The following is a 25,422-nucleotide window of genomic DNA, read 5'->3' as shown; positions in this document are numbered from 1 at the left end:
CCTTTCGCAAGGCAAGCCCCCTCTCCAGGCACCCGGTCAGTCCTCCGGGTGGTGACTGAGTGCCACCCGGTTGCCCTCCGGGTCACGCACATAAAGGGTCCACTTCGTCTCGTTCTCCAGGGGTACCCCGGCCCGGGAGAACGCCTCCACCGCGGCGGCCCGGGAGGATTTGGGGATGCGGAAGGCCAGCAGCAGCAGCCCCGGGCGCTCGTGGCGGAAGGGGGCCTGCTCCGGCTCCCCCGTCACCGCCTCGATGGCCAGGAAGCCCCCTCCAGGGACGCCTACCCAGATGCTCCTCAGGGAGCCGTCCGGACGGTGATGTCGGGTCAACTCGGGAAACCTCAGCAGGTCCCGGTAGAAGGCGGTGACCCGCTCGACATCCCTTACTTGGATGGCCACATGGTGGAAGCCCTGAACGTCCATGACGCGAATGCTATGGTGACCGGCCCCCATGGCGCGACTGCTCATCGTCGAAGACAACCTAGAACTCGCCTCGTTGATGGTCGCGGCCGCGCAGAGCCGTGGACACCTCGCCCAAGCTGCCCACACGGGCGAGGAGGCGCTGGCCCTGCTGCGCCCTCGGGCCTTTGACGCGGCCGTGGTGGACCTGCTCCTGCCCGACATGCGAGGCACCGAGCTGCTCACCGCCCTGGTGCCCCACGGCATCCCCGCCATCGCCATCAGCGGGGTGTTCAAGGGGGACAAGCTCGCCCGGGAGGCCACCAGCGTCTACGGCGCCCGGGAGTTCTTCGCCAAGCCCTTCGAGCTGGACACCCTCCTGGATGCGCTGGAGCAGAAGTGCGGGGTCCCTCGCCCGGTGGCGCCTCCCCCGCCCCCTCCCGAGGCCCAGGAGGAGGAGGACGCCATCCTCGAACTCATGGAGCTGGTCGCCACGGAAGAAGACGTGGTGAAGACTCCCGAGGACGAAGAGGTCACCAAGCCCGCCACTTCGGCGCTCAGCCCGGAGGATTACCCGGACGAAGAGGAGGAGTCCTCCCCGCAACCCGTCGCCGAGCCTGCCTCGGAGCCTGCCTCGGAGCCTGCCTCGGAGCCCACGGCGGAGCCTGCCTCGGAGCTTGCCGCTGGGCCCGCCTCGGAGCCTCCCTCGAAGCCAGCGGCCGAGCCCGCCTCGGAGCTCGTCCTGAGCTCGAGCGATTCGCTCATGGGGCTGGCCGACCTGGCCGAGGCGGCCGAGATTCCCCAGGCCGAACTCCCCGCGCCGCCGGTGCCCGACGAGCCGGAGATCTTCCTGCCCTTCGGCCAGCGCGAGAAGGTGTGGGCCAAGGACAAGAAGACGCCCTCGGCGGAAGCCCCTCCTGCCCCGGCCCGCGTGGGGCGACGAGCCCTGCCGGAGTGGTCGCTCGAGGGAGAGATCAAGGAGGGCACCATCCCCCGGCTCCTCAACGCGTATTACGAGTCGCGCCACCACGGGGAGCTCAAGCTCAAGCAGGGCCAGGTGCTCAAGGTCGTCTACTTCGAGGCGGGCCAATTGGTGTACGCCGCCTCCAACCTGGCCCACGAGCGCTTCGTGCGCTTCTGCGTGCGCCGGGGCGTGCTGTCCGAGAGCGATCTCCAGGCCGTGGCGGCGCTGTCCAAGGAGGAAGGCACTCGCACCGGCGAGGCGATGATCCGCCTGGGCCTGCTCACCCCGGAGAAGCGCCGCACGCTCATCGAAGAGCAGGTGAAGGAGCTCCTCTGGTCCACGTTCGCCTGGACCACGGGAGGCTACGGCTTCAGCCCCATGCGGCTGCAGCGCGCGGGGCTCGTCAAGCTGTCCATCTTCCCCGGCGATCTCATCCTCGAGGGAGTGCTCAAGCTGGAGACGCTCGTGGCGCTGCGGCAGAAGATGCCGCGCACGCGCCGGCTCTCCCCGACGGCCGATCCGCCCTATGCGCTGCACGAGCTGAAGCTGACGGGCCCCCAGGCCCTGCTGCTGGCATACGCGGATGGGACGAAGACGGTGGAGGATCTGCTCACGCTCACGGATCTCTCGGAGCGAGAGACGCTCGCCACGCTGCGAGGGCTGGAGCTGATGGGCATCCTCCGGGAGCGGCGCGAGGAGTCCAACCAGCGCCGCATCACCTTCGGACTCTGAGCCGCGGCAGGCGGCTCAGCAGCGCGCTCGACGGCGGCGCAGCGCCACGGCCAGCCCCACCAGCCCGAGCACCGCGAACCCCGAACCACCGCCCTCGCAGCTGCACCCGGAGACGGGCACCACCAGCGGCTTCGATACGGGGACGCCTCGAACGAAGGACTGGCCCTCGATGTTCGTCTTGCCGAGCAACCGCGGGCGCACCACATACGTGAGCCGGCCCACGGAGTTGCCCTCCAGGGAGAGGCCTCGAACCGTGAGCCAATCGTCCTCCATCTGGGCCTCCACGGGAGCGTCATTGAAGCGCGCACTGCCAGCCACATAGGCCGCACCCTCCATGTGCTCCATGTGGTCCACCTGGTGCACGCCGCAGCTCGTCAGGTTGTTCAGCTCGACCGAGACGCCGATGAGATCGGTATCGGCACCCACGGCATTCTCGACGCGGCGCTGCACCGAGACGAAGGGCTCGGCGGTGATGGGGATGGTCTGGTCGATCGAGGTCGCCTTGCCCGTGTTCGCGGTGATGCGCATCACCACGTCCTGGCCGATGAGATCTCCGAACTCCGCCTCCTTCGAGGTGACTTCGATCTGCGAGCCAGTGTTGGAGGACAAGGTCAGCTCGGGCCCACTGCGCTGCTCCCAGGTCACGGGCGAGTCCGCGCACGGCCCATCGAGGATCTGCTGCTCCAGGGTGCCGCTGGCCGCAGAGCCACAGCTGACCGTCAGGGGGCGCGGCTGGGCGGGCAGCCACTGCACCTCAGCCGGGGGCACGGGCACCTCGTCTTCAACGATCCCAGAGCGGCCCAGTAGCTCCGCCTGGAGGTGGTAGCTCTGACCCTGGCACACGGGGCGGAGCGGCAACTGCCACGGGCGCTCTCCCGAGTCGGGAATGGGGAAGTCCCCTTGGATCGTGCTCCCATCGTCGCTCGTCAGGAGGACGCGCACCGTCACGTTTCCGCGCGCACCGATGCAGTTGAGCTGGGACACCTTCAGCGTTCCCGAGGCCGTCTCCGGCGTGACGGTGCCGAGAGAGACATCCAGCACAGCCTGGTCCAGCGGGCTCAGATCGGGATCCACGCTCACGGTGACCGGCGAAGAGGGTCCCGAAACGCCGGAGCCATCATGGGTGTAGTGCTTCACGGTGAGCTTCACCTGCCCTGTGGCGCATGCATCCGTCTCGACGAGGAGCGCGGTGGTGAAGACTTCGGTGTTCGTCACGAGCTTCCGGTCCTCGGTGAGCAGCCGGACACCCGCGAGAGGTACCGACTCCAGCTTCCAGTACGTGTCGACACCCGGGAAGTTCGGATTGGACTCGCAGGCGTGGACGGACCAATCGGGTCTCAGCCTCACACTCCCCTGCACACTGTCACCCGCGAGAAGCACCATGTTCTGGGGCGCGCTGAAGGGAGCATTGGGCTTGCCCCATGGCAACAACTGGACGGAGAAGTCCCTGGGATCGGAGGGCAGCCCGCCTTCGTCCAGCGTCTGGACCCGGTAGCGATACGTCGCTCCATCCCGCTGGCAGAGGGTGTCCGGGGTATTGAACGTCGCGGTGCTCCCTTGGTTGTTCGCCAGCGCAGGAGCGTTCATCGGGCTCACCACGGACCAGGCGTACGTCAAGGGCGGGCATGGAGGGTTCTGAGCGGGAGTGGCCGTAATGGTCAGGGGCTCCTCTCCGGCCCAAACGACAAAGTTGGAGGAGGAGAGATCAGGCCGCCCCGCCTTGCGGGTGTGGACCACATTGAAAGGCACCGTCAGGAACTCATCATGGGACGCGAGCCCGTCGGAGGCGACGACTGTCAAAGGAACGGTGCTGCTCTTGCAGACGGCTCCAGCGGACACCTTGAGGTCCGCGCCTCCCTCTACATCGGTCCGGGTGAACGTCAGCTCCGGCGCGTTTGAAGGGAACGACGCGGTCACACGAACTGCATCCCCATCTGGATCCGATGCGCGGATGGCGAACAGCACGTCCTGCGTGCCCTCGTTCAGCGTCACGCCCGCATCCGCGCTGGGGACGGTGCTGATCGTAGGCCCGGCGTCATTGGTGTAGACCAGGAGGTTGCCTCCGCCAGAGTCCTTCTGGGCAATGACACAGGTCGTCGCCCCCTGGCAGCTCACGTATTGGGGCGCTACGCCCGCGTCCAGCAATGGGTTGACCTTCCACTGCCGCCCGATCTCCTCGGGCGACGCGGCGGGAACGGCGCTCAGCACCGTCGATCCCCCATCGTGCTGGACGACCAGCATCCCAAAGCCGTCCCCGTACTGGCTGCCCGCCCCGGTGTTCACATCCACGCCCGTCACAGTGCCAGCAGGGGTGGGGAGGGGTACCTTGACGAAGGAGGGCTGGGTGCCGTTCACCAACGGTCCGCGGTAGAGATCACTCCCCCAGCTGAACAGCGCCGTCGGAGTGGTTCCTCCCGCCGGGAACAAATCGATCGCCTGCACAGCTGGGAGAAGACCCGCGTCGGGAGGGCCGGCGTCCGGGACCATGCCATAGACGGCCCGCTGCCCTCCGTCCACGAACCAGTAGAGATCCACCTGCTCCCCCGACACCGCGCCCAGCGCCACCAGGGCGTGCTCAGCGCCTCCCTGGCTCACGGCGCCCAGGGCCATCGGGTTCCCTGTGAGTTCCGGCTTGGGCTGCGGTCCCCAGGCCAGGAGATCGCCAGGGGAGAAGGCGACCAGGGCCGTCGAGGGGAACATCGACGACTTCCCCAGAGCGTAGGCCGCACCCGACCCCGAGGACTTCACCCGAGCGAGATCCGCGTTCTGATCGACGAAGATATTGAGGCGCAAGCAACCGTTCGGCTTGCTCTGCGTCGGGTCCCGTCTGGAGTAGGAATCGAAGCACCCGTTGCCCTTGAGGCGAGTCCCCATCACCGAGCTGGCAACAGGGTCCGTGTTCGAGACACCGCCCCCCTGGAACAGGTAGCCACCCGAGGTCGTCGCCACGGAGTACACCCCGGGCGCCCACACCTGCACGTCATTGGGCGTGCCCTGGACGGTCTTCACTTCCCAGTCGGCATGTGCCGCGGTCATCGTCGCCAGCAATACGCTGGCAACCAGGGCGAGCCGCAGCCGTGGACCCCATCTAATAGGCCACCTCCGCGCGAAGGTAGAGCCGGTCTGAATCATCTGTCGTCTCTCCAGACAGCCCCAGCCCACTGAACCCCAACACCGTGTAGCCTGCGGCGAACCGTACCCCTTCGTCCACCCGGTACCCCACTTCCCCGCGCACCGAACTCAACGACTCGCCCTCGCGAGCGGAGGTGCGGCGTGCGACCTCCACCGCGGTTTCCAGACCCCCGACCACCCTCACCGAGGGCCGAAGCGTGAAGGTCCCCGTCCACGTTCCCTCCCCTCCCAGGCCCGAGCGCCCCAGGTGCGCCCCCGCCGCCACCGCCAGCCGATCGCCCAGGCGGACCGCTGGCAGCAGCGAGAAGGTCTGAAGCGCCCGATCGCCAAATGCCGCTCGAGTGCCCGGCAGCAGCTCGCGGGTGACACTGTAGCGCGCCACGAGGAGAAACGGGCCCGGACGCCAGGCCACGCCCGCCGAGCCCTCGAGCAACCGCTCCTCCAGCTTCTCGGTGTTCACGGTCCGGGCGAAGTTCAAGCGCCCCGACAGGCTCAGGTCCTCGCGCAACGCGGCCTCGGAGGCCAGCGTCACCACCGCCTGCAACCGGTCCACGGGGGTCGGGTCTCCGCGCACGGGAACGCCGCTCTCCTTCCGCAGCTCCGCCCGTGCGCTCACGCGCAGACGCTCCAGCACGAGCTGACCGAACAGGCCTCCACTGTCGCGCTTCAGCGAGGACAGGAGCTCCAGCGGGTTGCGCACTCCCCGCTCGTAGCGCGCCCCCACCTCCAGCCCATCGAAGAGCGTCTTCTGGAGGCCCACCGCCCGCCCGAGGCGCACCTCGTTCGCGTTCTGTACGGCGACTTCCTCGGTGAAGACACTCGTCCGGTCGCCGGCGTCGATCCGGGCGCCCATCATCGCGCGGCCCGCGCCAAAGTCTGGCCCATCCACATCCACCGAGTAGCCGCCGTAGTAGGTCTCGGGCCCGCGGCGCACGGAAGCGTTCGCCCAGACGCGGGGCCCCAGATCCGGTCCCCAGCCGCCGCGCAGGCCCAAGGTGGAGTCTGCTCCCACGGGCACGTCCACGCCCAACCAACTGAACGAGTCGTTCACGCGGCCCGGGCCCTCGCCGCGAAGCGCGAGCGCCTGACGGTGTCCCGCGGTGAGCTTCACATAGGGGCTCAGATTGAGCACGGACGCCTGAAGCTCCGCCGAGATCCTGCCTCCTTCCAGAACGGGCCCCTCCCCCGCCACCTCGGAGGCTCGCAGCCAGGCGTCCCTCACGGAGAGGCGGAAGCGCCAGTCCCGCAGATTGCCTTGGCCCCCTCGGAGCCAGTACTCCACTCCCGCGCCGAGCGTCCGCGCGGCGATGGAACTCGAGGAGAACGGCTCACGGGGATCGGCCGACCGGAGGTCATCCCCCAGCAGCGACAACTCCACAGGCCCCACCCACTTCTGGGCCCGAAGGGAGAACTGCCGGTAGAACGCGGACTCCGTATGCGCGCTGTCGGAGTACCCCCGCTCCCGCCACCGGTACGAGACGTCCACAGGCATGCGGAAGGGCCCGTCGCCGTGAAGCCGGAGGCCGACAGCGTTCCCCTCCGTCCCCAAGCCCAGCGAAGGCCGCAGGAACGAGAACCCGCCATCATCCGAGACGCCGAATCCCCGCGAGCCAATGGCCAGCCCGGAGCTGCGAGCCACCTCGGCCTCCCAGCGATAGCCGAGGAGCTGTCCCTGTCCCCGTCCAGCCAGGAGCTGGTAGGTGTCCGTCCCACGACTCTCCCGCGCTCCGGAGAGCACACCGCGCAGGTCATGCCACTCCGCCCAGGCCTCACCTCCCACCGTGTCATGGGAACCGGCGAGCTCGGCCACGGCGTAGTCCGCCACCAGCACCTGCTCCGGCGCTGAGATCAGCGCATCTCCAGCGAGCGAGGGCTGTGGCGTCGCGGGAAGATCGGGCGACCACTGGGAGCCCGTGAGGAACGACAGCGGGCGCGCCAGGAGGATGCGCCCGGAGATGTAATCGATCTCGTAGTCCTGGCCGCGCACCAGGCGCTGGTCGGCGAGCGGAGCCCCCGTAAACGAGTTCCGCAGTTCGACGCGCAGCGACTCGGAGCCCTCCACGATGGCGGAAACGCCCAGGAAGTAGAGGCTGCCGCCCGTGCTCCGCAGCTCCTCATGGGCCGGCCGCGTGGACACGCCACGGACCGGATCCGTGAGGCTCCCGGCGAAGGCGTTCACGCCCACTCGGAAGGGGTTGGGCGGTGCAGATTCCGCGATCGCCGGGTCAGTCCACCAGTCACCGTAGCGACCAACGCCAGGCTTGCTCTGCAGCTCCAGGAAGGGTCCGAAGATCGGCTGGTGGTAGCGGCCGATCTCCCCCTCATCCCACAGAGCGCGGTACGTCCCGAGCCCCGCGCGCCCGTACCGGTCATGCTCGGCCGACAGGCGCAGCCGGCCCTGGGCCGCATTGGGAGTCAACGTGACGGAGTCATCTCCCCACTCGTTGATGGCACGCTCTGGATCCAGACTCCGCTCGAAGCGCTCGGGCAGGCGCGGGCGAAGCCAGGCCGACGCCTCTTCATGCGGCAGCGTCCGCAGATCCGTATCGCGCAGATCCACCTCGCCCAGGAGCCGAAGTGCGCCCAGCCGCACCTCGCCGTGGGCCGCGCCCCGCCCGTGGAGCTGGAAGGCCCCATCTCCCAGCGAGTACGCCCCCTCCAGATCCAGCAACCCCACCACGAAGGGCCGCGCCTCGGCGAGGATCTCCAACTTCAGCGCCACGCCCGACAGCTTCACATCAATCGCGTTGCGCCCCGGCTCGAGCGTGACGGACAGATCGGCGGGGGCCTCGGGCCCGACGCGAATGGTGCGCTCACCCACCGTCGCCACCGTCTCCCGAGGGACCTCGATTCGCAGCAGGGCCGCACCGCTGGGCACGGCCTCCCCTCGCCTTCCAGGAAGCTGCACGGAGCCCAGCAACTGGATGGCGCGGGGAGCGATGAGCCAGCTCTCCTTCCTGCGCATCACGTCGATCCGCTGGGTGAAGAAGCGCACCCGGCCAGCGGGGGAACTCGCGACGATGTGGAGTTCCTGCGCCCCCGGATGGAGCAGCACGGACGCGCGATAGACGCCCGCGGCATCCACCTGGGCCTCGGCGCCCTCGACCTGCACGGTGTCTCCGGGCGAGGCCTGCCCCGAGACGGAGAAGGCGACGCTCGCGCCCTGCACCTCCGCCTCGGGAGCCGCCTGCGAAGGCGCGCTCGGCAGAACAGGCGAGGAAGCCGCCTCGGGGATGCGAACCGCGAAGTCCTGGAGGACCACAGCCGCCCAGGACACCTCCACGGTGGCGGCCTTGGGATTCACCTGCCCGTAAGGCGGCAGCGTGCGAGGATCCACCCGCAGGCGGTGACGGCCAGGGCGCAGATGGAGTCCTCCCGTGGCATCCGGAGTCCGCGAGTCCACGCCCGTGAGGTGGTAGCGCCCGTGCTCGTCGGTGCGCACCTCGCTCCCCGTGGCGAGGACGAGCCTCACGTTCTTGATGCCGGGCTCATCCGGTGAGCAGAGCCCATCCCCATTCCGATCCTCGCACACCCGGCCCGCGATGGTGGCTGATAGGGCGGGAGGATCCTCCGCGGACTGCTGCGCGTGGACGGCCCAGGGAACGAGCAAGGCCGCGAGAATGAGAGCCGAGATCCTCAAGGCTTCACCTCGGCGGCTGCCGTCACTCCGGTCTGCGCGTCCGCCACGGACACGCTCGCCCGGCCAGGCTGTGCACCCACGACGGTGAAGCGGGTCCGTCCGTCACGCGTCTCGACCGCCTCCTGGTGTCCCGAGGAGAGCGCCACATGAACCGGGCGATCCGGGAGAACACGGCCCTGGAGATCCTCGACCCAGTAGGTCACCCGGGTCCCCTCCACCTGGAGCCGCACGTTCACGGGGATGAACGGGAAGACCTGGACCTCCAACTGCACCGGAGCCGGTACCAACGGAGGATCCAGCGGGTAGATCAGCTGCGGCGCCACGAGGTGGATGACCTTGCGCAGGCCGGACCAGACACCGTGAACCACCTCGATCCGGCCCGAGCCGTTGCTGGCATCCAGCCGCAACGTCCCATCCGCGCCGGTGACCTCCTGCTTGCCGTTGATCGTCAACGGCTGGGCCGGAATCGGCAGGCCCGCCAGATCCGACACTCCGACATAGAGCTGCGAGTCCCGCTGCCATGCGGTGATGCGCGCGGGCTCGGTCCCCGTCGGACCGAACGCGGAGACCTGGAGCTTCGCCTGAGCCTCGGAGCCATCCGCCTGGGAACCCGCATCCTGCGGAGAGCGGTCCTGCTCCGCGGGCAGCGTCCACGTGGTGCGGAAGAAGGCAGGGCGCTCCTCGACGAGCGGAGCGCCGGACGACACCGCGGCCTTCGCCCCGGGTCTGGGCCGGCCAAAGGCATCCTCCACCGTCACGGAGACTCCCACCGAGCCCCCGGCATGAACCTCTGTATCATCCAGCGCCGCGGAGACCTTCGCCACGGGCCCCTGAACGAGTTGGAGCGACAGCGCCTCGCGCGAGTTCTTTCCTCCTTGAGGCCAGGCCGCCTGGATCTGATCGGGCTGGGAAGGCAGCTCCCGAGGGGCGGTGTAGATCCACTCGAGCAGACCGCCCTCCGCGCGCTGAGGCCCCACGAGCGTGCCGGAACGCGCCTTCGCGGTGACCCGTGCGTCCGGCACGGGCCGGCCCAGGGGATCGCTGGCCGCGCACAGCATCCGAGCGCGTGCCACTCCATCCGCGGGCAGCCGGGGCGGGTTGAAGACGCAAGCCAGGCCGTCCGTGGGAGGCAACCCCAGGTTGATGGGCTTGCGCTCGACGTTACCCGCCCGGTCCACCACCCGCCCCTGCCCGAAGGGATGTCCGGGCGCTACGACGACGGGCAGGCGGAAGCTGCCATCACTGCCCGACTGCGTGGGGCCATACGTCTGCCCGGCGATGGTGATGGAGATCTGCGAGTTGGGCTCCGTCTCGCCCGGCAGCTCTACCGCGGCCGCCAGGGGCACGAGCATCTTCCCGTACGCGCCGTAGATGGACTGGGGATGCGGCCACGCCGAGAGCGCCACGAGGATGGCCACCTCGGGATAGGTCGTGGTGGGCAGTACGTAACGGGCCCGATACGTGCCCGGCCCGGAGCGGGTCAGCGCCTCCACACGGCCGACGTTCACCCGCACCACGGGCGGCGAGCCCGAGTCATCCGGAGTGCCATCCGGCCGCAGCAATTGGACGGTGAGCGCAGCCTCGGTGTCGCGTCCCTTCACGGGCTCGGGAGGCTCCAGCGCGAGCGTCACCCGGGAGGCCGGAGGCCCCACCGCGTACCGGGCCTCCGCCTGCAGCGAGCCCGCTTGCGCCCTCAGCACCACGGTCCGAGCCCCGGGCTTGGGAATGACGAGGAAGGTGCTCAGCGGAGGCTGAGGCGCTCCGGCCCGTACGTCGGCGCCTTCGGCGGACAACGTGGGGGACTCGGGAGCCAAGGGACGACCCGACCCATCGCGGCGCACGAGCGCAACGGAAAAGCTCTCCGGCGGCACGGCTTCGGAAGGCCCGAGGATGTCGAGCGTATCCGCCAGCGCTGCCGACGGGAGCAGCAGAAGCAGGATGAGAGCGAGCCGGTTCAGATGGGCCCTGACTCTACAAGGCTCTCCAGGTTCCCTGAAATCTTATCGGAGGGGGGACCTACTCCTGACCTTGAGCGGGTGTGCCCTGACCCCCTGAGTCCTGCCAGGGGGTCTTGATCTTCAGCTTCGGAGGCTTGGTATCCACGGTGATCTTCTGGCTGGACTCTTCCTTGTGTCCGCCCACCGAGGAGGCCTTGAGCTTCACCTCGTTCTCCCCTTCCTTGAGGGAGACGGTGCGGGTGAACGTCCCGTCCTTGCCCGGAGAGAAGCTCTGGCCGGCGATCTCCAGCCGGCTACCGGGCTCGGCCTCGCCCTGGACTGTGACTTCGCGCTTGTTCTGCCTGCCGTTGGGCCACTGCACCTTGCGCAGCAGGCTGGAGGGAATGTGCGTGGGCTCGGAGGGGCCTACGGTGCCCGGGCGGATCACCGACTGCTGCCCGGCGCGGACGATGACGACCTTGCCGTTACCGAGGAACGACACCTCGCCCTGGCGCGTGCCGACGGCCACGGTGCCGGCGCCGTCATTGCTCATGGTGAAGGTACCCTCGGTGGAGCGCGCCACCGCGTCACTGCCTGCGGCCTTCACCTCGATGGTGTGCCGTTTGCCCGGGCGGACGGTGGTCGTCGCCATGCCGCTCTCGAGCAGGATCCGAGACACCTCGGACGACAGCTCCTGGACGGACACCTCGGTGCCGGGATCCATGTTGATGACCACGGCCTCGCCGCCGATGAGCACGGCGTACGAACCGTCCTTGGTGCGCACCGCATCCGACGAGTGCAGGGACTCGCCGGGCTTGGCCAGCTCCCAGTTGCCGCCCTCGCGCCGCACCTCGACGGTGCCCGTCACCTCGCTGAGCTCCATCTTCACCGGCTTCTCCGGAGCCTTCACCTCGACAGGAGGCGGGAGTGGCGCGGGCGGAGGAGGCGGCGGTGCGGGCGGCTGACGCAAGAAAAGGAAATACCCCAGCGGTAGAGCCGCGAGGATCAGGATCAGGCTGAGAATGAAAGGCGCCTGGCGCCTGGGGGGTGACGTTTCAGCCATGCTCGGGGAAGGCTATCGCACAACCGACGAAGCGCTCACGCCTTCATCAACCACACGGTGAAGCACGATCCCTTGCCCACCTCGCTGCGCATCTCGATCGTCCCTCCCGCCTCGCTGACGATGCGGTAGGCCACCGACAGTCCGAGCCCCACATTCGACCACACATCCTTGGTGGTGAAGAAGGGCTCGAAGACGCGGGTGCGGTGCTCGGGGAGGATGCCCTTTCCGGTGTCCTCGACTTCGAGGAAGCCGCGGCCCTCGCGTTCGCCGGTGCGAAGGGTGAGCACCTTGGTGCCCGTCTTGAGCATGGCGGTGCGCGAGTTGGACACCAGGGCCAGCAGCACCTGCGAGGCGTGGCCGGGATCGGCCAGCACGCGAACCTGGGGCTCGGCCAGCTCCAGCTTGAGGGTGATGCCCTCGGACTTCATCTGGAGTTCGGTGAGGCTGAGCGCGTCGCGGATGACGGCGTTGAGGTCCACCGAGCGCAGGTCCGCGCGGGCGCGCTGCTGGGAGAAGCGCAGCAGGTTCTGGGTGATCTCCTTGCAGCGCTTGGCGCTCTGCTCGATCTTGCGCAGCGTGTCGAGATCGTCATCGGTCTCGCTGCGGCTCATGAGCATGAGCTGCACGTAGCCGAGGATGCCGGCCAGGGGGTTGTTGAGCTCATGGGCCACGCCGGCGCCAAGCTGTCCCACGGCGGCCAGCTTCTGGGCCTCGAGCAGCTGGGCCTGGGCGGCCTTCAATTCGGCCATGGCCTCGTCGACCTTGGCGCGCAGATCGTCGTTCCAGCGCAGCAGCCGCGCACGAGCCTGTTCCAGCTCGGCGCCCATCTGGTTGAAGGTGGAGGCCAGGGCGCTGATCTCATCGTACCCGTCGATCTTCACGCGCTTGTCGAGCTCGCCGCGGCCGAAGGCCTCCACGGTGGAGGACACCAGCGAGAGCCGGGCGGTGATGCGACGGGTGAAGAGGGCGCCCAGGGCCAGCAGCACCACCAGGGCCGCGCCGATGGACACCAGCACGGTGCGGCGCATGGAGCGCACGGGGGCGAGCGCGGTCGCCTCGTCCACGGCCACCAGCACCTCGAAGTCCAGCTTCTCCGGCACCCGCGCGGCGCTCACCCGGAGCGGCGGAGCCCCCACCCGGAAGCTGCGCACCGGCTCAGTGCTCTCCACGGCCAGTTGGGCTCGGAGTGCATCCTCCACGGTCCCGAGCCGTCGCTCGGAATCGGAGCTGGCAAGGATGCGGCCGCCGCTGTCCACCAACTCGACGCGCTCGCCGGTGTCCTGGGCCTTGCGGGCCAGGAGGTCCTCCAGATCCTTGAAGACGATCTCCGCCAGCACGAAGGAGGCGCCCTCGCCTGCTCCCAGCTTGATGGCCACGGCGACGGCGGCCTTGCCACTGCGCGAGTGCGCATACACGCGCCCCAGGGCGGCCTCCCCCTTCTCGCCGCGCTTGAGCGGCTGGACGGGCACGGATCGCGTGAGCACCTCGATGGAGCCGGGATCAAAGCTGGGATGCCCCTCCTCCTCCCGGGTGTAGAAGACGGGCTTCCCCAGGGGGTGGCCGGCGGAGTCCAGCCGCATCACCGCGCTCACAGCGGTGGACTGGCGGAACACGAGCGTCAGCGCGCCTCGAGCCTCTTCCTCATTGAGGCCTTCCCAGTCGATGGACTCGGCCACCAGGGCCATGGCGTCCACGGTCTTCATGAGCGTGCTGGCCACGGTCTCGGCGGTGGCGGCGGCCAGGGTGCGCTGCTCGACGGCGATGCGACTGGCCAGCTCCGCCTCGGCCCGCGACAGGAGCAGGAAGCCGACGATAGCCAGCGGCAACACGGTCGCCGCGAGCATGAAGAGGATGAGCTGCTGGTAGAGCTTCATCCGGTGACGGTCCGGGTCTCCCGCTCTCGATCACTGCGCAGGTAGACGGACCCCTGGACTGCCTTCGCCCGCTTCTTCATGTCCGCCGCGCGACGTGCCAGCTCGGCATGATCATGGGTCACGCCATCGCTCATCACCGCGACGATGGAGACACTCATGATGGGGAACTTGCGCTTCTCTCCGAACCGGTCCTCCGCCTCGATGTGTCCCCGCTCCCGGTCCTGCCGATCGTAGTAGAGCGGGATGATGCGATCGAAGGCCTCGATGGCCCGCTGGCAGATGCGATCCACGGAGTCCGGGGCGGTGATGAAGACGAAGTCATCCCCGGCCACGTGCCCCAGGAAGTCTCCGGCGGAGCCCTCCTGCGCGAAGATCTCCCGGAGCAGATCTCCCGTCTGGCGGACGACGCCATCGGCCTTCGCGAAGCCGTAGTAGTCGTTGTAGGCCTTGAGGTTGTCGAGATCGAGGTAGCAGAAGGCGAAGGGCCTGCGCCCCATGAGCCGGCGCTGCACCTCGCGCTCGATGGCGTTGGAGCCCGGGAGCTGCGTGGTGGGCGAGGCGCTGAGCTCCTGCTCCTTGCGCCGCAGCACGCTCTCCACGCGCGCGCCCAGCTCCAGCGCGTCGAAGGGCTTGGTGATGTAATCGTCCCCACCCAGCTTGAGCGCGCGGATCTTCGAGGCCGTCTCGGCGCGGGCCGACAGGAAGATGACGGAGATGTGGCCGCTGGCACGCTCGGCCTTGATCTCCTCGATGAAGACGAAGCCGTCGCCATCCGGCAGGCCTACGTCCAGGAGGATGACATCCGGCCGGCGCTCGCGCAGGGAGCGGCGGGCTTCGTCCAGCGAGCCCACCACGGCCACCTCGAAGCCGAGACTGGCCAGGACCTCGCTGCAGATGCTGCCGATCTTCGCATCGTCGTCCACCACGAGCACGCGGCCGTGCTGCTGGCCGGTGCGGCCGCGGACCAGGGAGTCCACGGTGGCCAGCAGCTTGTCCACCATCAGCGGGCGCAGGAGGAAGGCATCCGCGCCCGAGCGGAAGGCGCGCTGGCGCTCATCGAACGAGGAGTTGAGCAGCAGCGGCGTGCGGCGGGTGTCCGGATCGTGCCGGAGGATCTCAGCCAGCCGCAGTCCGTCCACGTCCGGCAGGCGCACGGCGACGAGGATGGCGTCCGGGTGATGGCGGCGGGCGGCGCTGATGCCCTCTTCCGCCGAGCCGGCGATCCGCACGTCATACCCACGCCCCAGCAGCAGGCCCTTGATGACGTAGGCCAGCTCCAGCTCGCCGTCGATGACGAGCACCCGGCCGCGCGGCTCGGGCTTCCGAGCGAGGGCCGAGGTGGAGGCCGTGGTCTCAGCGGCCTCGGGCTTGAGCAGCTCTTGAGGAGGCTCGGTGGGCAGCACGGTAACGAAGCGCACGCCCTGGGAGCTGGGCTCGCACCAGATGCGGCCGCCATGGGCCTCGACGATGTGGCGACAGATGGCGAGCCCCAGGCCGGTGCCGCGCACGGTGCGGTTGGACGGGGTGCGCGCCTGCTCGAAGCGGTCGAAGATGCGCTCGAGGTTCTCCTCGGCGATGGGATCTCCGCTGTTCCAGCACGTGAGCGCCACGAAGCCCGGCAGCGCGGAGGTGGCGCGCAGCTCCAGCGTCACGTCGCCACCCTCGGGGGAGAACTTGGCCGCGTTGGTGAGCAGGTTGTTGAGCACCTGGTTGACGCGGTTGGGATCGGCCAGCACGCGCAGCCCGTGCTGGGGCAGCGCGGTGGTCACCCTCACCTTCCGCTCCTGGAAGGCGGGCCCGTACTTCTCCACCGCGCGGCGAACGAGCTCGTCCAAGTAGGTGAGCTCGAAGTTCATCCGCAGCCGGCCCTTGGCGAACTTCGCCAGGTCCAGCAGATCATCCACGAGCCCGTTGAGCTTCTCCGTGGAGTCCCGGGCCATGGCCAGGTAGCGCTGCTGCTTCTCGTTGATGGGCCCGGCCAGGACGTTGAGCACCAGGTCCAGCGCGCCGGAGATCGACGTCAGCGGCGTGCGCAGCTCGTGGCTCACCATGGAGACGAACTCGTCCTTGCGCTCCTCGAGCATCTTCTGCTCGGTGACATCGCGCAGCACCACGCACACGCCGCGCACGGTGCCGCGCGCGTCGTTCACGGGCGTCACGGTGCACTGGATGTGGCGCTCGTAGAGTTCGACTTCCTCCTTGAGCACCTGCGAGCCGCTGTACTCCCAGCCGCGGATGAGCTCGGAGGGCTCGAAGCCCAAACGCTGCTCCAGCATGCGCCCGGTGAGGTTCTCCATGTCCTCGGCCAGCCGCAGAAGCCGCCGGGCCGCGGGGTTGATGACGACGATGGCGTCCTGCTCGTCGGTGAGCAGCACGCCGTCCGCCATGGACTCCACCATGCGCTCGATGCGGCGGCGGGCCTCTTCCTCCACCGTGCGCAGGGACTGGATGGCATCCGCCGTCTGGTTGGCGAGCGTATCCAGCAGCACGCCGTCGTCCTCGCTGAACGCCTGGGCGCTCTGGGAGAACAGGGACAGCATGCCCACGGGCTTGCCACCCGCCACGAGGGACACGGTGAGCTGGCTCGGGTAGACGGCCGGAGCGCTGGCGTCCTGGGTGATGGTGCCGGTGACGCGGGTGGTGAGCCGATCCTCGGGCAGCAACTGCCCGGAGCTGCGGCGGTAGGCGCCGAGCATGGACTCCTTGACGCCCAGCAGGGCCTTCTCGCCCACCGTGCCCATGCACCGCAGGCGGAGAATGGCGCTGCGTGCATCATCCGGGGCGATCAGGGCGGCACCGCAGTCGTACGGCAGCACGCGCGCCACGGCGCTGAGCACGCGGTCGATGATGGCCTCGTAGCTCGGAGGATCCGAGGCGCTGGCGCGGCTCACCTCGTAGAGGACGAAGAGGGCCTCGACGCGCTGGTTGAGCTGACGCAGCAGGCGCTCCTTGTCGCGCCGCAACTGCGTGTACTCCACCGCGTTCTTCACGGTGATGAGCAGATCGTTCACGTCCCAGGGCTTGGTGATGTAGCGGTACACCTGGCCCTGGTTGATGGCAGCGATGATGTCTTCCGGATCCGTGTAGCCGGTGAGCAACAGCGCGGTGATGTCGATGCCCTCGGCTCGGGCAGCGGTGACGAGCTCGATGCCCGTCATCTCGGGCATTCGCTGGTCGGTGATGAGGACGTCGACGGACTGGGTCCGGAGGATCGACAGCGCCTCCTGACCGGAGGTGGCGGTGAGGACGCGATACTGCCGCTGGAACATCCGGACGAGGATGTCCAGAACGTCCGCTTCGTCATCGACGAGAAGCAGGGTGTGTCGGAGCTCGGACAAGACGGTCGAAATTGTACGCCCAGATCAGCTCGGAACCTCAAGATATCTCGGGTTCCCTGGTGGGTAGGAAGCAACCCGAACGGTCGGATCGCCTGGCCGCTTGAAAGCGTTGACTCTACACGCCTGTTCAGGGAGCATAGACACTGAAAGCCTGTTGCCCTCAGGGGGACGCTTCCTCTCCCCCTGTCCGAGGGAGGGAGCGTGGCATGGAAGAATTGACGGAGCGCCAGCGCGAGATTCTCACCTTCATCGTGAAGGAGACGGAGGCGCGGGGATTCCCGCCCACCATCCGCGAGATTGGCGAGCAGATGGACATTCGTTCGACCAACGGTGTGAACGATCACCTGAAGGCCCTGGAGCGCAAGGGGTACCTGAACCGGGGCGAGCAGCAGAGCCGCTCGCTGGTGCCCACCAAGCGGGCGAGGATGCTGCTGGGGTTGGGGGCGAAGAAGGACTCGGGGCTGGTGGAGGTGCCGATCCTGGGCAAGGTGGCGGCGGGAGCGCCGGCGCTGGCTCAGGAGAACGTGGAGGACTCGGTCAAGATCGACAGCTTCCTCATCGGCGGTGCGGGCCGCGAGGTGTTCGCCCTACGGGTGAAGGGGCAGTCGATGATCGAGGACGGCATCCACGACGGGGACTACCTGTTCGTGAGGAAGACGCCGGCGGCGCAGCCTGGGGACATCGTCGTGGCGCTCATCGAGGATGAGGCGACGGTGAAGCGCTACTACCCCGAGGGTGAGCGGATCCGGTTCCAGCCTGCGAACGCGACGATGTCACCCATCTACGTGAACAAGGCGGACTTCCGCTCGACGATGCTGTTGGGGATCGTCGTGGGCGTGTACCGGAAGCTGCCCGGCGGGCGAGTCTGAAGCCCAACGGGCTTCATGCAGCGACATGTTCAGCGATGCGCCATGCTCCTGTCTTCACGAGCCGTGACTGAAGCTCAGTGACGACCTGAGGGTCACTCCAAAGCGCGGAGAAGAATGCCTCGCAGCCCTTCTCCGCAGCCCAGCCCGCCATGTTGGACCAGATGTATTCTTTGGGACCTGCGGGTCCAGTCGCCGGGCGACTTTGGAGCCACTGCTCGACGGCCTGAGCTCTTCCTGGGAAGGTCGCGTTGAGCGAGGCACACACGAGACGCTCCAGCGTGTGCTTCCAAGGCAGTCCGGCCGCTTGTGCATCGGGTGCCCACCAGACGAGGACAGAGACCACGGTGTTGCCACCGTCGAGCAGATAGTCTCCTTCGGGACTCGTGGTGAAGGCAGGATCAACGTCCTTCAGGATTTCCTTGACGGAGTTATGTACCGACTCGACTCCCGCTCTAGCGTCTGGCTCGGTCCTCGCGTCGGCATCCGCGTCATAGTTGACCACGAGATGCCGGACGGCCTGGGTGGTCCTTCCGGCCAGCCGAGTTCTCAACGCGGCCGGGATGAAGCCTTCGCCACCGCATGGAATGACCCGGACGAAGTTGCCCGTGGAAGAATGGTATCCGAACTGACCACCACTCACGGTTCTTCCCCAAGGATCCTTGATGATCTTGGTCGACACCGCCTTGCTGGGCGCCTGAGGCACGCTGCACTTCAGGAATCTCAGCCAGCCGTCCCAGAACGCGCGATCGTGATATCCCTCACAGAGGATGACCGACTCCTGTGTCATCGCAGATCATCCTCGATTTGCCCACGGGCAAAGGCCATCTGCTCCCCATCGAGCCGACTGTTCTCCAGCACCCCATCCGTCAGATTCAGCCGGTAGGTCGACAAACGATGGAGATCATCCTGGGTTGATTCGAGCATCAACGCATCAATCAACTCCAGACTGTGGGTTGCGAGCACAACTTGAAGCCCTCGACGAACACCCGCGAGTAATACCTTGGCGCTCTGTTGAAGAGCCTTCGGATGTTGATGAACCTCGGGTTCCTCGATGAGCACGATACCTCCGCGCCTCGAGGCCAGTTCCAAGCTGAGTCGCAACATCGAGCGAACACCATCACCCATCAGCGTGACCGGCACGCTGTGATCCGAGAAGACGAGGTGCAGTACGGGCTCTCTGCGGTGATTGACGAGCATCTCGATGCTGCGCAGATCTGGGACAATGACGCTGAGGAGTTCACGTACTTCATCCCGGCGCCCCTGCGTCACCGATTCTGTATAGAGATCAACGAGCGGTGTTCCGAGCCCCACCCCTCTCATGTCGAGGAATCGGACCGCAGGTTCAAGCTTCAGGCCCTGGGGCATGACGTCTGGATCTTGGCTGAACTCGTAGCTGTTATCAGCCGCAAAGGCCGTCCATGTGGCGACAGCCACGTCATCCTCGATGTTGGAGAGAGTCTCAACACAAGAATATGGAGTCTCACGAGCACGCTCGCGCAAGCGTGCGACCAGCGAACTCGGAACCTCTGTGCTCCAGGAAAGGGTACTGTCGCGCGAGGATTTTCCCTGGTGGGCCTTCACACTCAAGGCAGTGGAACCTTCGTTTCCCTGGCGCCACAACAGCCACCGAGCGTCAGCATCTCGCGTGGTCCTTCTGCTGACAGCTCGACCTACGGCATCCCCAGGCGAAAGGCTCGCTCCGATGAGAAGAGCATCGAGCACCGTACTCTTCCCACTGCTGTTGGGGCCTACCAGCACTGTCAACGCCGTGAGTTCGCTGAGCGCCCCCTCTCGGACACCGCGCAGATTCTTGATCTCCACTGACTCGATCACGTCGGTCAGTGTAGGAGGATCCGTGGTGGAACGGGAAGTTTCGTTCCAAGACCTTCCGGAAACGCGTACTTCCTCACGGGGCCTGGGCCCTCTCACGGGCAGGTGGCGACACCGCCCCCGTCGTTTCCTGTCACCCGGCCGCAAGCGGCCTTGACGGTGGCTTCGTCCTTGAGCGAGCGCGCCAACTTCGCGGTGCGCAGCTGCAGCTCCGCGTTCTTGGCGTTGTCCGGCTCCGAGGCGAGGTTGGCGAGGATCTTCAGCGCGTCCGCCTTGCGCCCGAACGTCACGAGCAGATCCGAGAGCTCGAGCAGCTCGCGCACATCCGAGCCCGACACGCTCTCGAACGCCTTGCCCAGCTCTTCCTCGGCGGCCTTGCGGTCCTGCTGGGCCAGGTAGAGCTGCGCGATCGCCACGTGGACGATGGCCCGATCCTTCACCTTGAGCGACTCACGGAAGGCAGCCAACGCATCCGCCTGTTTCCCCTGGCTGGCGTAGATCCGCCCGACGAGCTCCCAGAGAGACGGATCCTTGGGTGCCTTGCCCGCCGCTTCGCGGTAGGAGGCCGCGGCATCGTCCATCTTTCCGGCGCGCACCTGCTCGTCACCCAGCGCGGTGAGCACCTCGGGCGCCCGGACGCCCTGCCCCGCGAACTTCAGCAGCAACTCCAGGGTCTCCGCGTGGCGGTTCTCCTGCTGGAGGATCTCCGCCGCGCGCACCACGAAGTCAGGCTTGAGCCGATCCGGGCTGGCCAGGGCCGCGAGCACGAAGTGGCTGACGGCCTCGTCCTTCTCGCCGCGCTTGAAGTGGATCTCTCCCAACTGCTCCAGCGCGTTGAAGTCATTCGGGTAGAGGCCAATGGCCTTGCGCAGCGAGGCCAGCGCCTCGTCCGTCTTCCCCGTCTGCGCCTGGATGAAGCCGATCCGGCTCCACGTCGTGGAGCGCTTGGGATCCAGGACCAGCGCGGTCTGGAACTCGGCGAGGGCCTCGTCGAACTTGCCCATGGAGAGGTACACCTCGCCGACGGCGGCGGGCAGGCGCGGATCATTCGGGACGATCTGCTTCATCTCGTTGAACGACGCGAGCGCCTGATCGAAGTCCCCGTGGAGGTACTCGGTGTTGCCTTTGATGTAGAGCCCCTCGGCCCGATCCTTGGGATTGATCTTGGGGGTGTCGTCACAGGCTGCGGCGGCAAGCAGGGCGAGCAGCGGGAGAGCGCGCAGGCGCAAGGGCATGGACCAGACTCCGGATTCCATCAGAAGTGATACGAGATACCGGCGCTGAGATCGAGATTGATCCCATCGCCCAACCCGCCCTTGGTGATGCCCAGCGTGGCCTGAGCGATGTTGGTGCCGGCCTCGAGCTGCAGGCCGACCTTGCCGGCGATGAGGTACTCGGCGCCAAAGAAGCCGATCACCGTGGGCAGCGCGCCGGTGGACTGGAAGATGCCGAACTCTCCGAAGGAGAGCTGCACGCCCAGCCCCAACCCCCAGTAGGGATGGAGCGAGTGCTCCAGCCGATAGTAGTGCCGTGCGCCCACCAGACTCGGCAGCACCCGGAGACTCCCCTTCTTGCCCTCCTCATTGGAGCGGACGAAGGAGAAGCCCACCTGGAGGAAACCGACCCACTCTGGATGGAAGGCATAGCCCACCTCCAGATCGCCACCGGGATTGAGGGCCTCCAGGTCGGAGATGAAGCTGTTGTTGAAGCGCAGCCCCAACACCAGCCCACCGCCCGGCGTCTCGCGAGCGCTGCCCAGGAGCGGCCGGGCCGCAGCGGTCTTCCCCTCGGGAGCCAGCTCGACGAGCAATTGCTCGCCGACGGCCTCGGCGATCTGCAGGAGATCCTCGCTGCTGTCCGCCTCGGCTCGAGGCCGGGCCAGGCTGCGGCCGGAGTACGTGTCCAGCAGGCTGACCGTGAGCAGGTACTTGCTGCCGAACTGGTCCAATCGCCCAGTGACCACGTAGCGGGCGCCCACGGCGTTGGACAGCTCCTCCAGACATGCTCCCTGCGAGGAGCACGAACCGGAGCCGAGCAACTGCCGCTGGCGCTCGGTGCTCAACATGGTCTCGATGTCCCGCTGGGTAAGGACCTTGAGCTTGGGAGACTCGGCGAGTCGGCTCGCGAGGAGCGAGGCGATGGCCGGCGCGGACTCCTGGGCAGCCTTGTTGGCCTCCAGCGAGAGGACAGCCACGGTGGGGAGGTTCGAGTCCTTCTGTGTCTTCGCGGTGCCTGAAGCCTCGGCAGGAGCCGCCTCGGTGGGAGAAGGCGTGGTGGAAGCAGGCGCGGCGTCTGAGGGAGCGGGAGCGGGCGTCGCGGCAGGAGCCTCGGCAGGAACCGGTGCCTGAGCACGGCTCACCGTCGAGAGCAGCAGCGTAGCGAGAAACAAGGGGTTGAGGCGCTTCACCGGCGACACTCTAGGAGAATCAGCGCCGCAGGCCATCCCCCTCCCTGCCTGCCTGCTTCACGAGGCTGGGAGAGGCCCAAGGTAGTCCCCTGGGTCCACGGGCTTGCCGTCCACGCGGACTTCGAAGTGCAGGTGGGGTCCAGAGGTACGCCCGGACTCCCCCACGGTGGCGATGACCTGGGAGCGGCGCACCGTCTGCCCCGTCTTCACCCGCAGATCTCGGTTGTGGGCATACAGGGTGATGATGCCGTTGGGGTGCTGGACGATGACGATGAGCCCGTAGCCGCGCTGCTCGCCCGCGTAGAGGACCGTGCCCTCCTGCGCCGTCTTCACGGGAGTCCCTGCAGGGGCCGCCAGATCGATGCCGTCATGAGGCTCGCGCCCCTTCTTGCCGAAGCGGCCATACAGCACGCCTCGCAGCGGCCAGTCGAGCATCCCCTTGGTCGCAGGCTCGGGGCGTGAAGCAGTGCGTCCCGTACGAGGGCTCGGAGGCTGAGTCTGAGGCTTGGGTCTCGGGGGCAGTTCCTCTCGACCCGCCACGGGCCGGGACCCCTCTCCTCCCGACGCGGGCCGATTGGCCTCGGCTCCCCCCGCTGGAGCGGGTGCCACATCCCACTCCAGGTGGGGCTCCGAAGGCTCGGTATCGGGCTCGATCGTGGGGATGAGCAACTCCTGGCCCACGATGAGGCTGCGCGGATCCTTGATGCCATTGGCCGCGGACAGATCCTCCACGGAGATGTTGTAGGTGCGCGCGATGCGGAACACCGTCTCACCGGGAGCCACGCGGTGCCGCACGGTGATGAGCTCCGGCTCGGGGTGCGCGGCCCGCAGCGTGATGGGCAGCGCCGCCGGAGCACCAGACGCCCCAGACGCCGAAGCCTTGGGCGCCGAGGAGACAGGACGTGCCCCCTCAGCCGCCGAGACCTCCGAGGGTGCGGGGGGAGCGTCCTGCTCGGGAGGCCGGGATGCCGCCCGAGAGCTGGCGCATCCCGCGGCCCCGAGCACCAGGAGGAGCGCCAGGCACGCTCGGCTGAAGCGCCCCCCCTCCAACCTCACCCACCCGACCCGGCGCGCTGGAAGCCCTCGAGCGTCCAGGTCGCCACATCGGCCATCCGGCTGCGATCCGTCAGATCCAGGTGCAGCGGCGTCACCGAGATACGCTTGTCCAGGTGAACGGCGTTGCAGTCGCTGCCGGGGATGTCCTCGTGCTCGTACTCGCTGCCCCCGATCCAGTAGTACTTCCGGCCGCGGGGATCGACGTTCTCCACCACTTCATAGCCGTACGTGTGCTTTCCCAACCGGGTGACGACGTAGCCATCCGGATCCGCGCCCCCGGGGATGTTCACGTTCAGGAGCATCCGCGGAGGCAGGGGCCGCGAGAGCGCCGCCTCCACGATCGACCGGGCGAAGCGCGCCGCCGGCTCGAAGTTGAACGGCGGGCGGGACGCGAGGCTGAAGGCGATGGCGGGCACGCCCAGGAGGGCTCCCTCCATCGCCGCGGCCACCGTCCCCGAGTAGGTGACGTCATCCGCCAGGTTCGCGCCGTGGTTGATCCCAGAGACCATGATCTGGGGGCGATCATCCTTGAGGAGGTGGTTGATCGCCAGATAAGCGCTGTCGGTGGGGGTACCATCCACCGCGAACCAGCGCTCGCGGATCTCCTTGATGCGCAGGGGGCGGTGCAGGGAGATGGCGTGCGAGGCCGCGCTCTGCTCGCGGTCCGGGGCCACCACCCACACCTCCCCCAGCGGGCTGACAGCTTCCACGAGGGCCTGAAGGCCCTCGGAGAAGTACCCGTCATCATTGGAGACCAGAATGCGAGGGCGTCGTGCGGAAGTCACCGCGCCTCACTTCGCCTGGGTGGCCTTGATCGCGGTGCGGCCCGCGTAGCGCGCGCCGGCGCCCAGCTCCTGCTCGATGCGCAGCAGCTGGTTGTACTTGGCCACGCGATCCGAGCGGGACGCCGAGCCCGTCTTGATCTGCCCGCAGTCGAGCGCCACCGCCAGGTCGGCGATGGTGGTGTCCTCGGTCTCGCCCGAGCGGTGGCTCATGATGGAGGTGTAGCCCGCGCGGTGCGCCATGCGCACGGCATCGAACGTCTCGGTCAGCGAACCGATCTGGTTCACCTTCACGAGGATGGAGTTGGCCGTACTGCTCTGGATGCCGCGGCTGAGGCGCTCCACGTTGGTGACGAAGAGATCATCACCCACGAGCTGGATCTTGCTACCCAGCGTCTCGGTGATCTTCTTCCAGCCCTCCCAGTCGTCCTCGGCCATGCCGTCCTCGATGGAGACGATGGGGTAGCGCTCGGTGAGGCCGCGGTAGTACTCGATGAGCCCGGCCGAGTCGTAGTCCTTGCCCTCGCCCTTGAGCTTGTACTTCTTGCTGGCCTTGTCGAAGAACTCGCTCGCCGCCACATCCATCGCCAGGTAGATCTGCTCGCCCGCCTTGAAACCGGCGCTGCCGATGGCCTCCATGATGAGCTTGAGAGCCTCCTCGTTGGCCGGAAGATCCGGGGCGTAGCCGCCCTCGTCGCCCACGCCGGTGGCGAACTTGCGGCCCTTGAGGATCTTCTTCAGCGCGTGGAACACCTCGGCGCCCCAGCGCAGGCCCTCGGCGAACGACGAGGCGCCCGCCGGGACCACCATGAACTCCTGCACGTCCACGCGCGTGTCCGCGTGCGCGCCGCCGTTGAGGATGTTCATCAGCGGCACCGGCAGGGTGCGCGCCTGCAGGCCGCCCACGTAGCGGTAGAGCGGCAGGCCGAACGCATCCGCCGCCGCGCGCGCGGTGGCCATGGACACCGCGAGGATGGAGTTGGCGCCCAGCTTGCCCTTGTTGGGAGTGCCGTCCAGCTCGCGCATGCGCATGTCCACGGACACCTGGTCGGTGGCATCCATGCCCATGAGCTCGGGGGCGATCGTCTCCATGACGTTCGCCACGGCCTTCTTCACGCCCTTGCCCAGGTAACGGTTCTTGTCCCCGTCCCGCAGCTCGAGCACCTCGTGTTCACCGGTCGAAGCACCGGAGGGAACGGCCGCACGGCCACGGGCCCCGCCGGACAGATGGACTTCGGCCTCCACGGTGGGGTTGCCACGGGAGTCGAGCACTTCACGAGCCAGAATCTGAGCAATCTCGGTCATGGCGCGGGTTCTAGAGGACGCTCCCCAGGCTCGCAAGCTTGCACCGCGATCTCGCTGCTACAGTGTCCACCGTGAAGCCCCTCCCCACCCCCAC

Annotated in this window: 16 protein-coding genes; 2 read left to right on the top strand and 14 right to left on the bottom strand. The window is 67.8% G+C overall.

All coding sequences use genetic code 11. From position 1 onward, the window contains the following. Nucleotides 1-36 precede the first annotated feature (36 nt). On the bottom strand, nt 37-423 hold the full coding sequence (locus KY501_RS02270; RefSeq protein ID WP_224360728.1) for a VOC family protein: 387 nt from the start codon (nt 421-423) through the stop codon (nt 37-39). A gap of 28 nt (nt 424-451) precedes the next feature. On the opposite strand from KY501_RS02270, the gene KY501_RS02265 reads away from it, so the two are divergent. Further along, nucleotides 452-2,095, top strand: coding sequence for a response regulator (locus KY501_RS02265; RefSeq protein ID WP_224360727.1), 1,644 nt, complete (start codon nt 452-454; stop codon nt 2,093-2,095). Between the two features lie 15 nt (nt 2,096-2,110). Here the strand turns inward: KY501_RS02265 and KY501_RS02260 are convergent, their stop codons facing one another. The 6 genes from KY501_RS02260 to KY501_RS02235 all read right to left on the bottom strand — a co-directional run bounded on the left by KY501_RS02260 (nt 2,111) and on the right by KY501_RS02235 (nt 17,079). Continuing rightward, a complete protein-coding gene (locus KY501_RS02260; RefSeq protein ID WP_224360726.1) occupies nt 2,111-5,131 on the bottom strand; it encodes an MYXO-CTERM sorting domain-containing protein in 3,021 nt (1,006 codons plus the stop codon). Between the two features lie 52 nt (nt 5,132-5,183). Continuing rightward, on the bottom strand, nt 5,184-8,867 hold the full coding sequence (locus tag KY501_RS02255; RefSeq protein ID WP_224360725.1) for a flagellar motor protein: 3,684 nt from the start codon (nt 8,865-8,867) through the stop codon (nt 5,184-5,186). Continuing rightward, nucleotides 8,864-10,795: a hypothetical protein gene (locus KY501_RS02250; protein WP_224361068.1), complete on the bottom strand. Its 1,932-nt coding sequence runs from the start codon at nt 10,793-10,795 to the stop codon at nt 8,864-8,866. The genes KY501_RS02255 and KY501_RS02250 overlap by 4 nt, the downstream gene beginning before the upstream one ends. 88 nt (nt 10,796-10,883) lie before the next feature. Beyond that, nucleotides 10,884-11,774 (bottom strand): FecR domain-containing protein, encoded by an 891-nt coding sequence (locus KY501_RS02245; RefSeq protein WP_224360724.1) that lies wholly within the window; start codon nt 11,772-11,774, stop codon nt 10,884-10,886. A 128-nt stretch (nt 11,775-11,902) separates the two neighbouring features. Next, nucleotides 11,903-13,741 (bottom strand): sensor histidine kinase, encoded by a 1,839-nt coding sequence (locus tag KY501_RS02240; protein ID WP_224360723.1) that lies wholly within the window; start codon nt 13,739-13,741, stop codon nt 11,903-11,905. Beyond that, nucleotides 13,738-17,079: a response regulator gene (locus KY501_RS02235; RefSeq protein WP_224360722.1), complete on the bottom strand. Its 3,342-nt coding sequence runs from the start codon at nt 17,077-17,079 to the stop codon at nt 13,738-13,740. The genes KY501_RS02240 and KY501_RS02235 overlap by 4 nt, the downstream gene beginning before the upstream one ends. A 206-nt stretch (nt 17,080-17,285) precedes the next feature. Here KY501_RS02235 and lexA point away from each other — a divergent pair, with 206 nt between their 5' ends. Further along, entirely contained in the window at nt 17,286-17,948 is a 663-nt protein-coding gene (gene lexA, locus KY501_RS02230; RefSeq protein ID WP_224360720.1) for a transcriptional repressor LexA, read from the top strand. A gap of 13 nt (nt 17,949-17,961) precedes the next feature. Here the strand turns inward: lexA and KY501_RS02225 are convergent, their stop codons facing one another. The 7 genes from KY501_RS02225 to eno form a co-directional block, all read right to left on the bottom strand. Continuing rightward, nucleotides 17,962-18,627 carry a hypothetical protein gene (locus KY501_RS02225; protein ID WP_224360718.1) on the bottom strand — a complete coding sequence of 222 codons (666 nt, stop codon included), beginning with the start codon at nt 18,625-18,627 and terminating at the stop codon, nt 17,962-17,964. A gap of 104 nt (nt 18,628-18,731) precedes the next feature. Then, a complete protein-coding gene (locus KY501_RS54615; protein ID WP_507236544.1) occupies nt 18,732-19,769 on the bottom strand; it encodes an ATP-binding protein in 1,038 nt (345 codons plus the stop codon). Nucleotides 19,770-19,873: 104 nt separating this feature from the next. Continuing rightward, a complete protein-coding gene (locus KY501_RS02210) occupies nt 19,874-21,013 on the bottom strand; it encodes a tetratricopeptide repeat protein (RefSeq protein WP_224360716.1) in 1,140 nt (379 codons plus the stop codon). A gap of 20 nt (nt 21,014-21,033) precedes the next feature. After that, entirely contained in the window at nt 21,034-22,185 is a 1,152-nt protein-coding gene (locus tag KY501_RS02205) for a hypothetical protein (RefSeq protein WP_224360715.1), read from the bottom strand. Nucleotides 22,186-22,242: 57 nt separating this feature from the next. Beyond that, the gene (locus KY501_RS02200; RefSeq protein ID WP_373691545.1) at nt 22,243-23,235 is read right to left on the bottom strand and encodes a peptidoglycan DD-metalloendopeptidase family protein; all 993 of its coding nucleotides are present in this window, start codon (nt 23,233-23,235) and stop codon (nt 22,243-22,245) included. A 2-nt stretch (nt 23,236-23,237) separates the two neighbouring features. Further along, nucleotides 23,238-24,026 (bottom strand): 5'/3'-nucleotidase SurE, encoded by a 789-nt coding sequence (surE, locus tag KY501_RS02195; RefSeq protein WP_224360714.1) that lies wholly within the window; start codon nt 24,024-24,026, stop codon nt 23,238-23,240. A gap of 6 nt (nt 24,027-24,032) precedes the next feature. Then, nucleotides 24,033-25,328 (bottom strand): phosphopyruvate hydratase, encoded by a 1,296-nt coding sequence (gene eno / locus KY501_RS02190; RefSeq protein ID WP_224360712.1) that lies wholly within the window; start codon nt 25,326-25,328, stop codon nt 24,033-24,035. Nucleotides 25,329-25,422: the final 94 nt, after the last annotated feature.

The organism is Hyalangium versicolor, from assembly GCF_020103695.1.
In the GTDB taxonomy this organism is placed as follows: domain Bacteria; phylum Myxococcota; class Myxococcia; order Myxococcales; family Myxococcaceae; genus Hyalangium; species Hyalangium versicolor.
The sequence above is the reverse complement of the archived record's forward strand: the minus strand, read 5'-3'. Positions and strand labels throughout refer to the sequence as shown.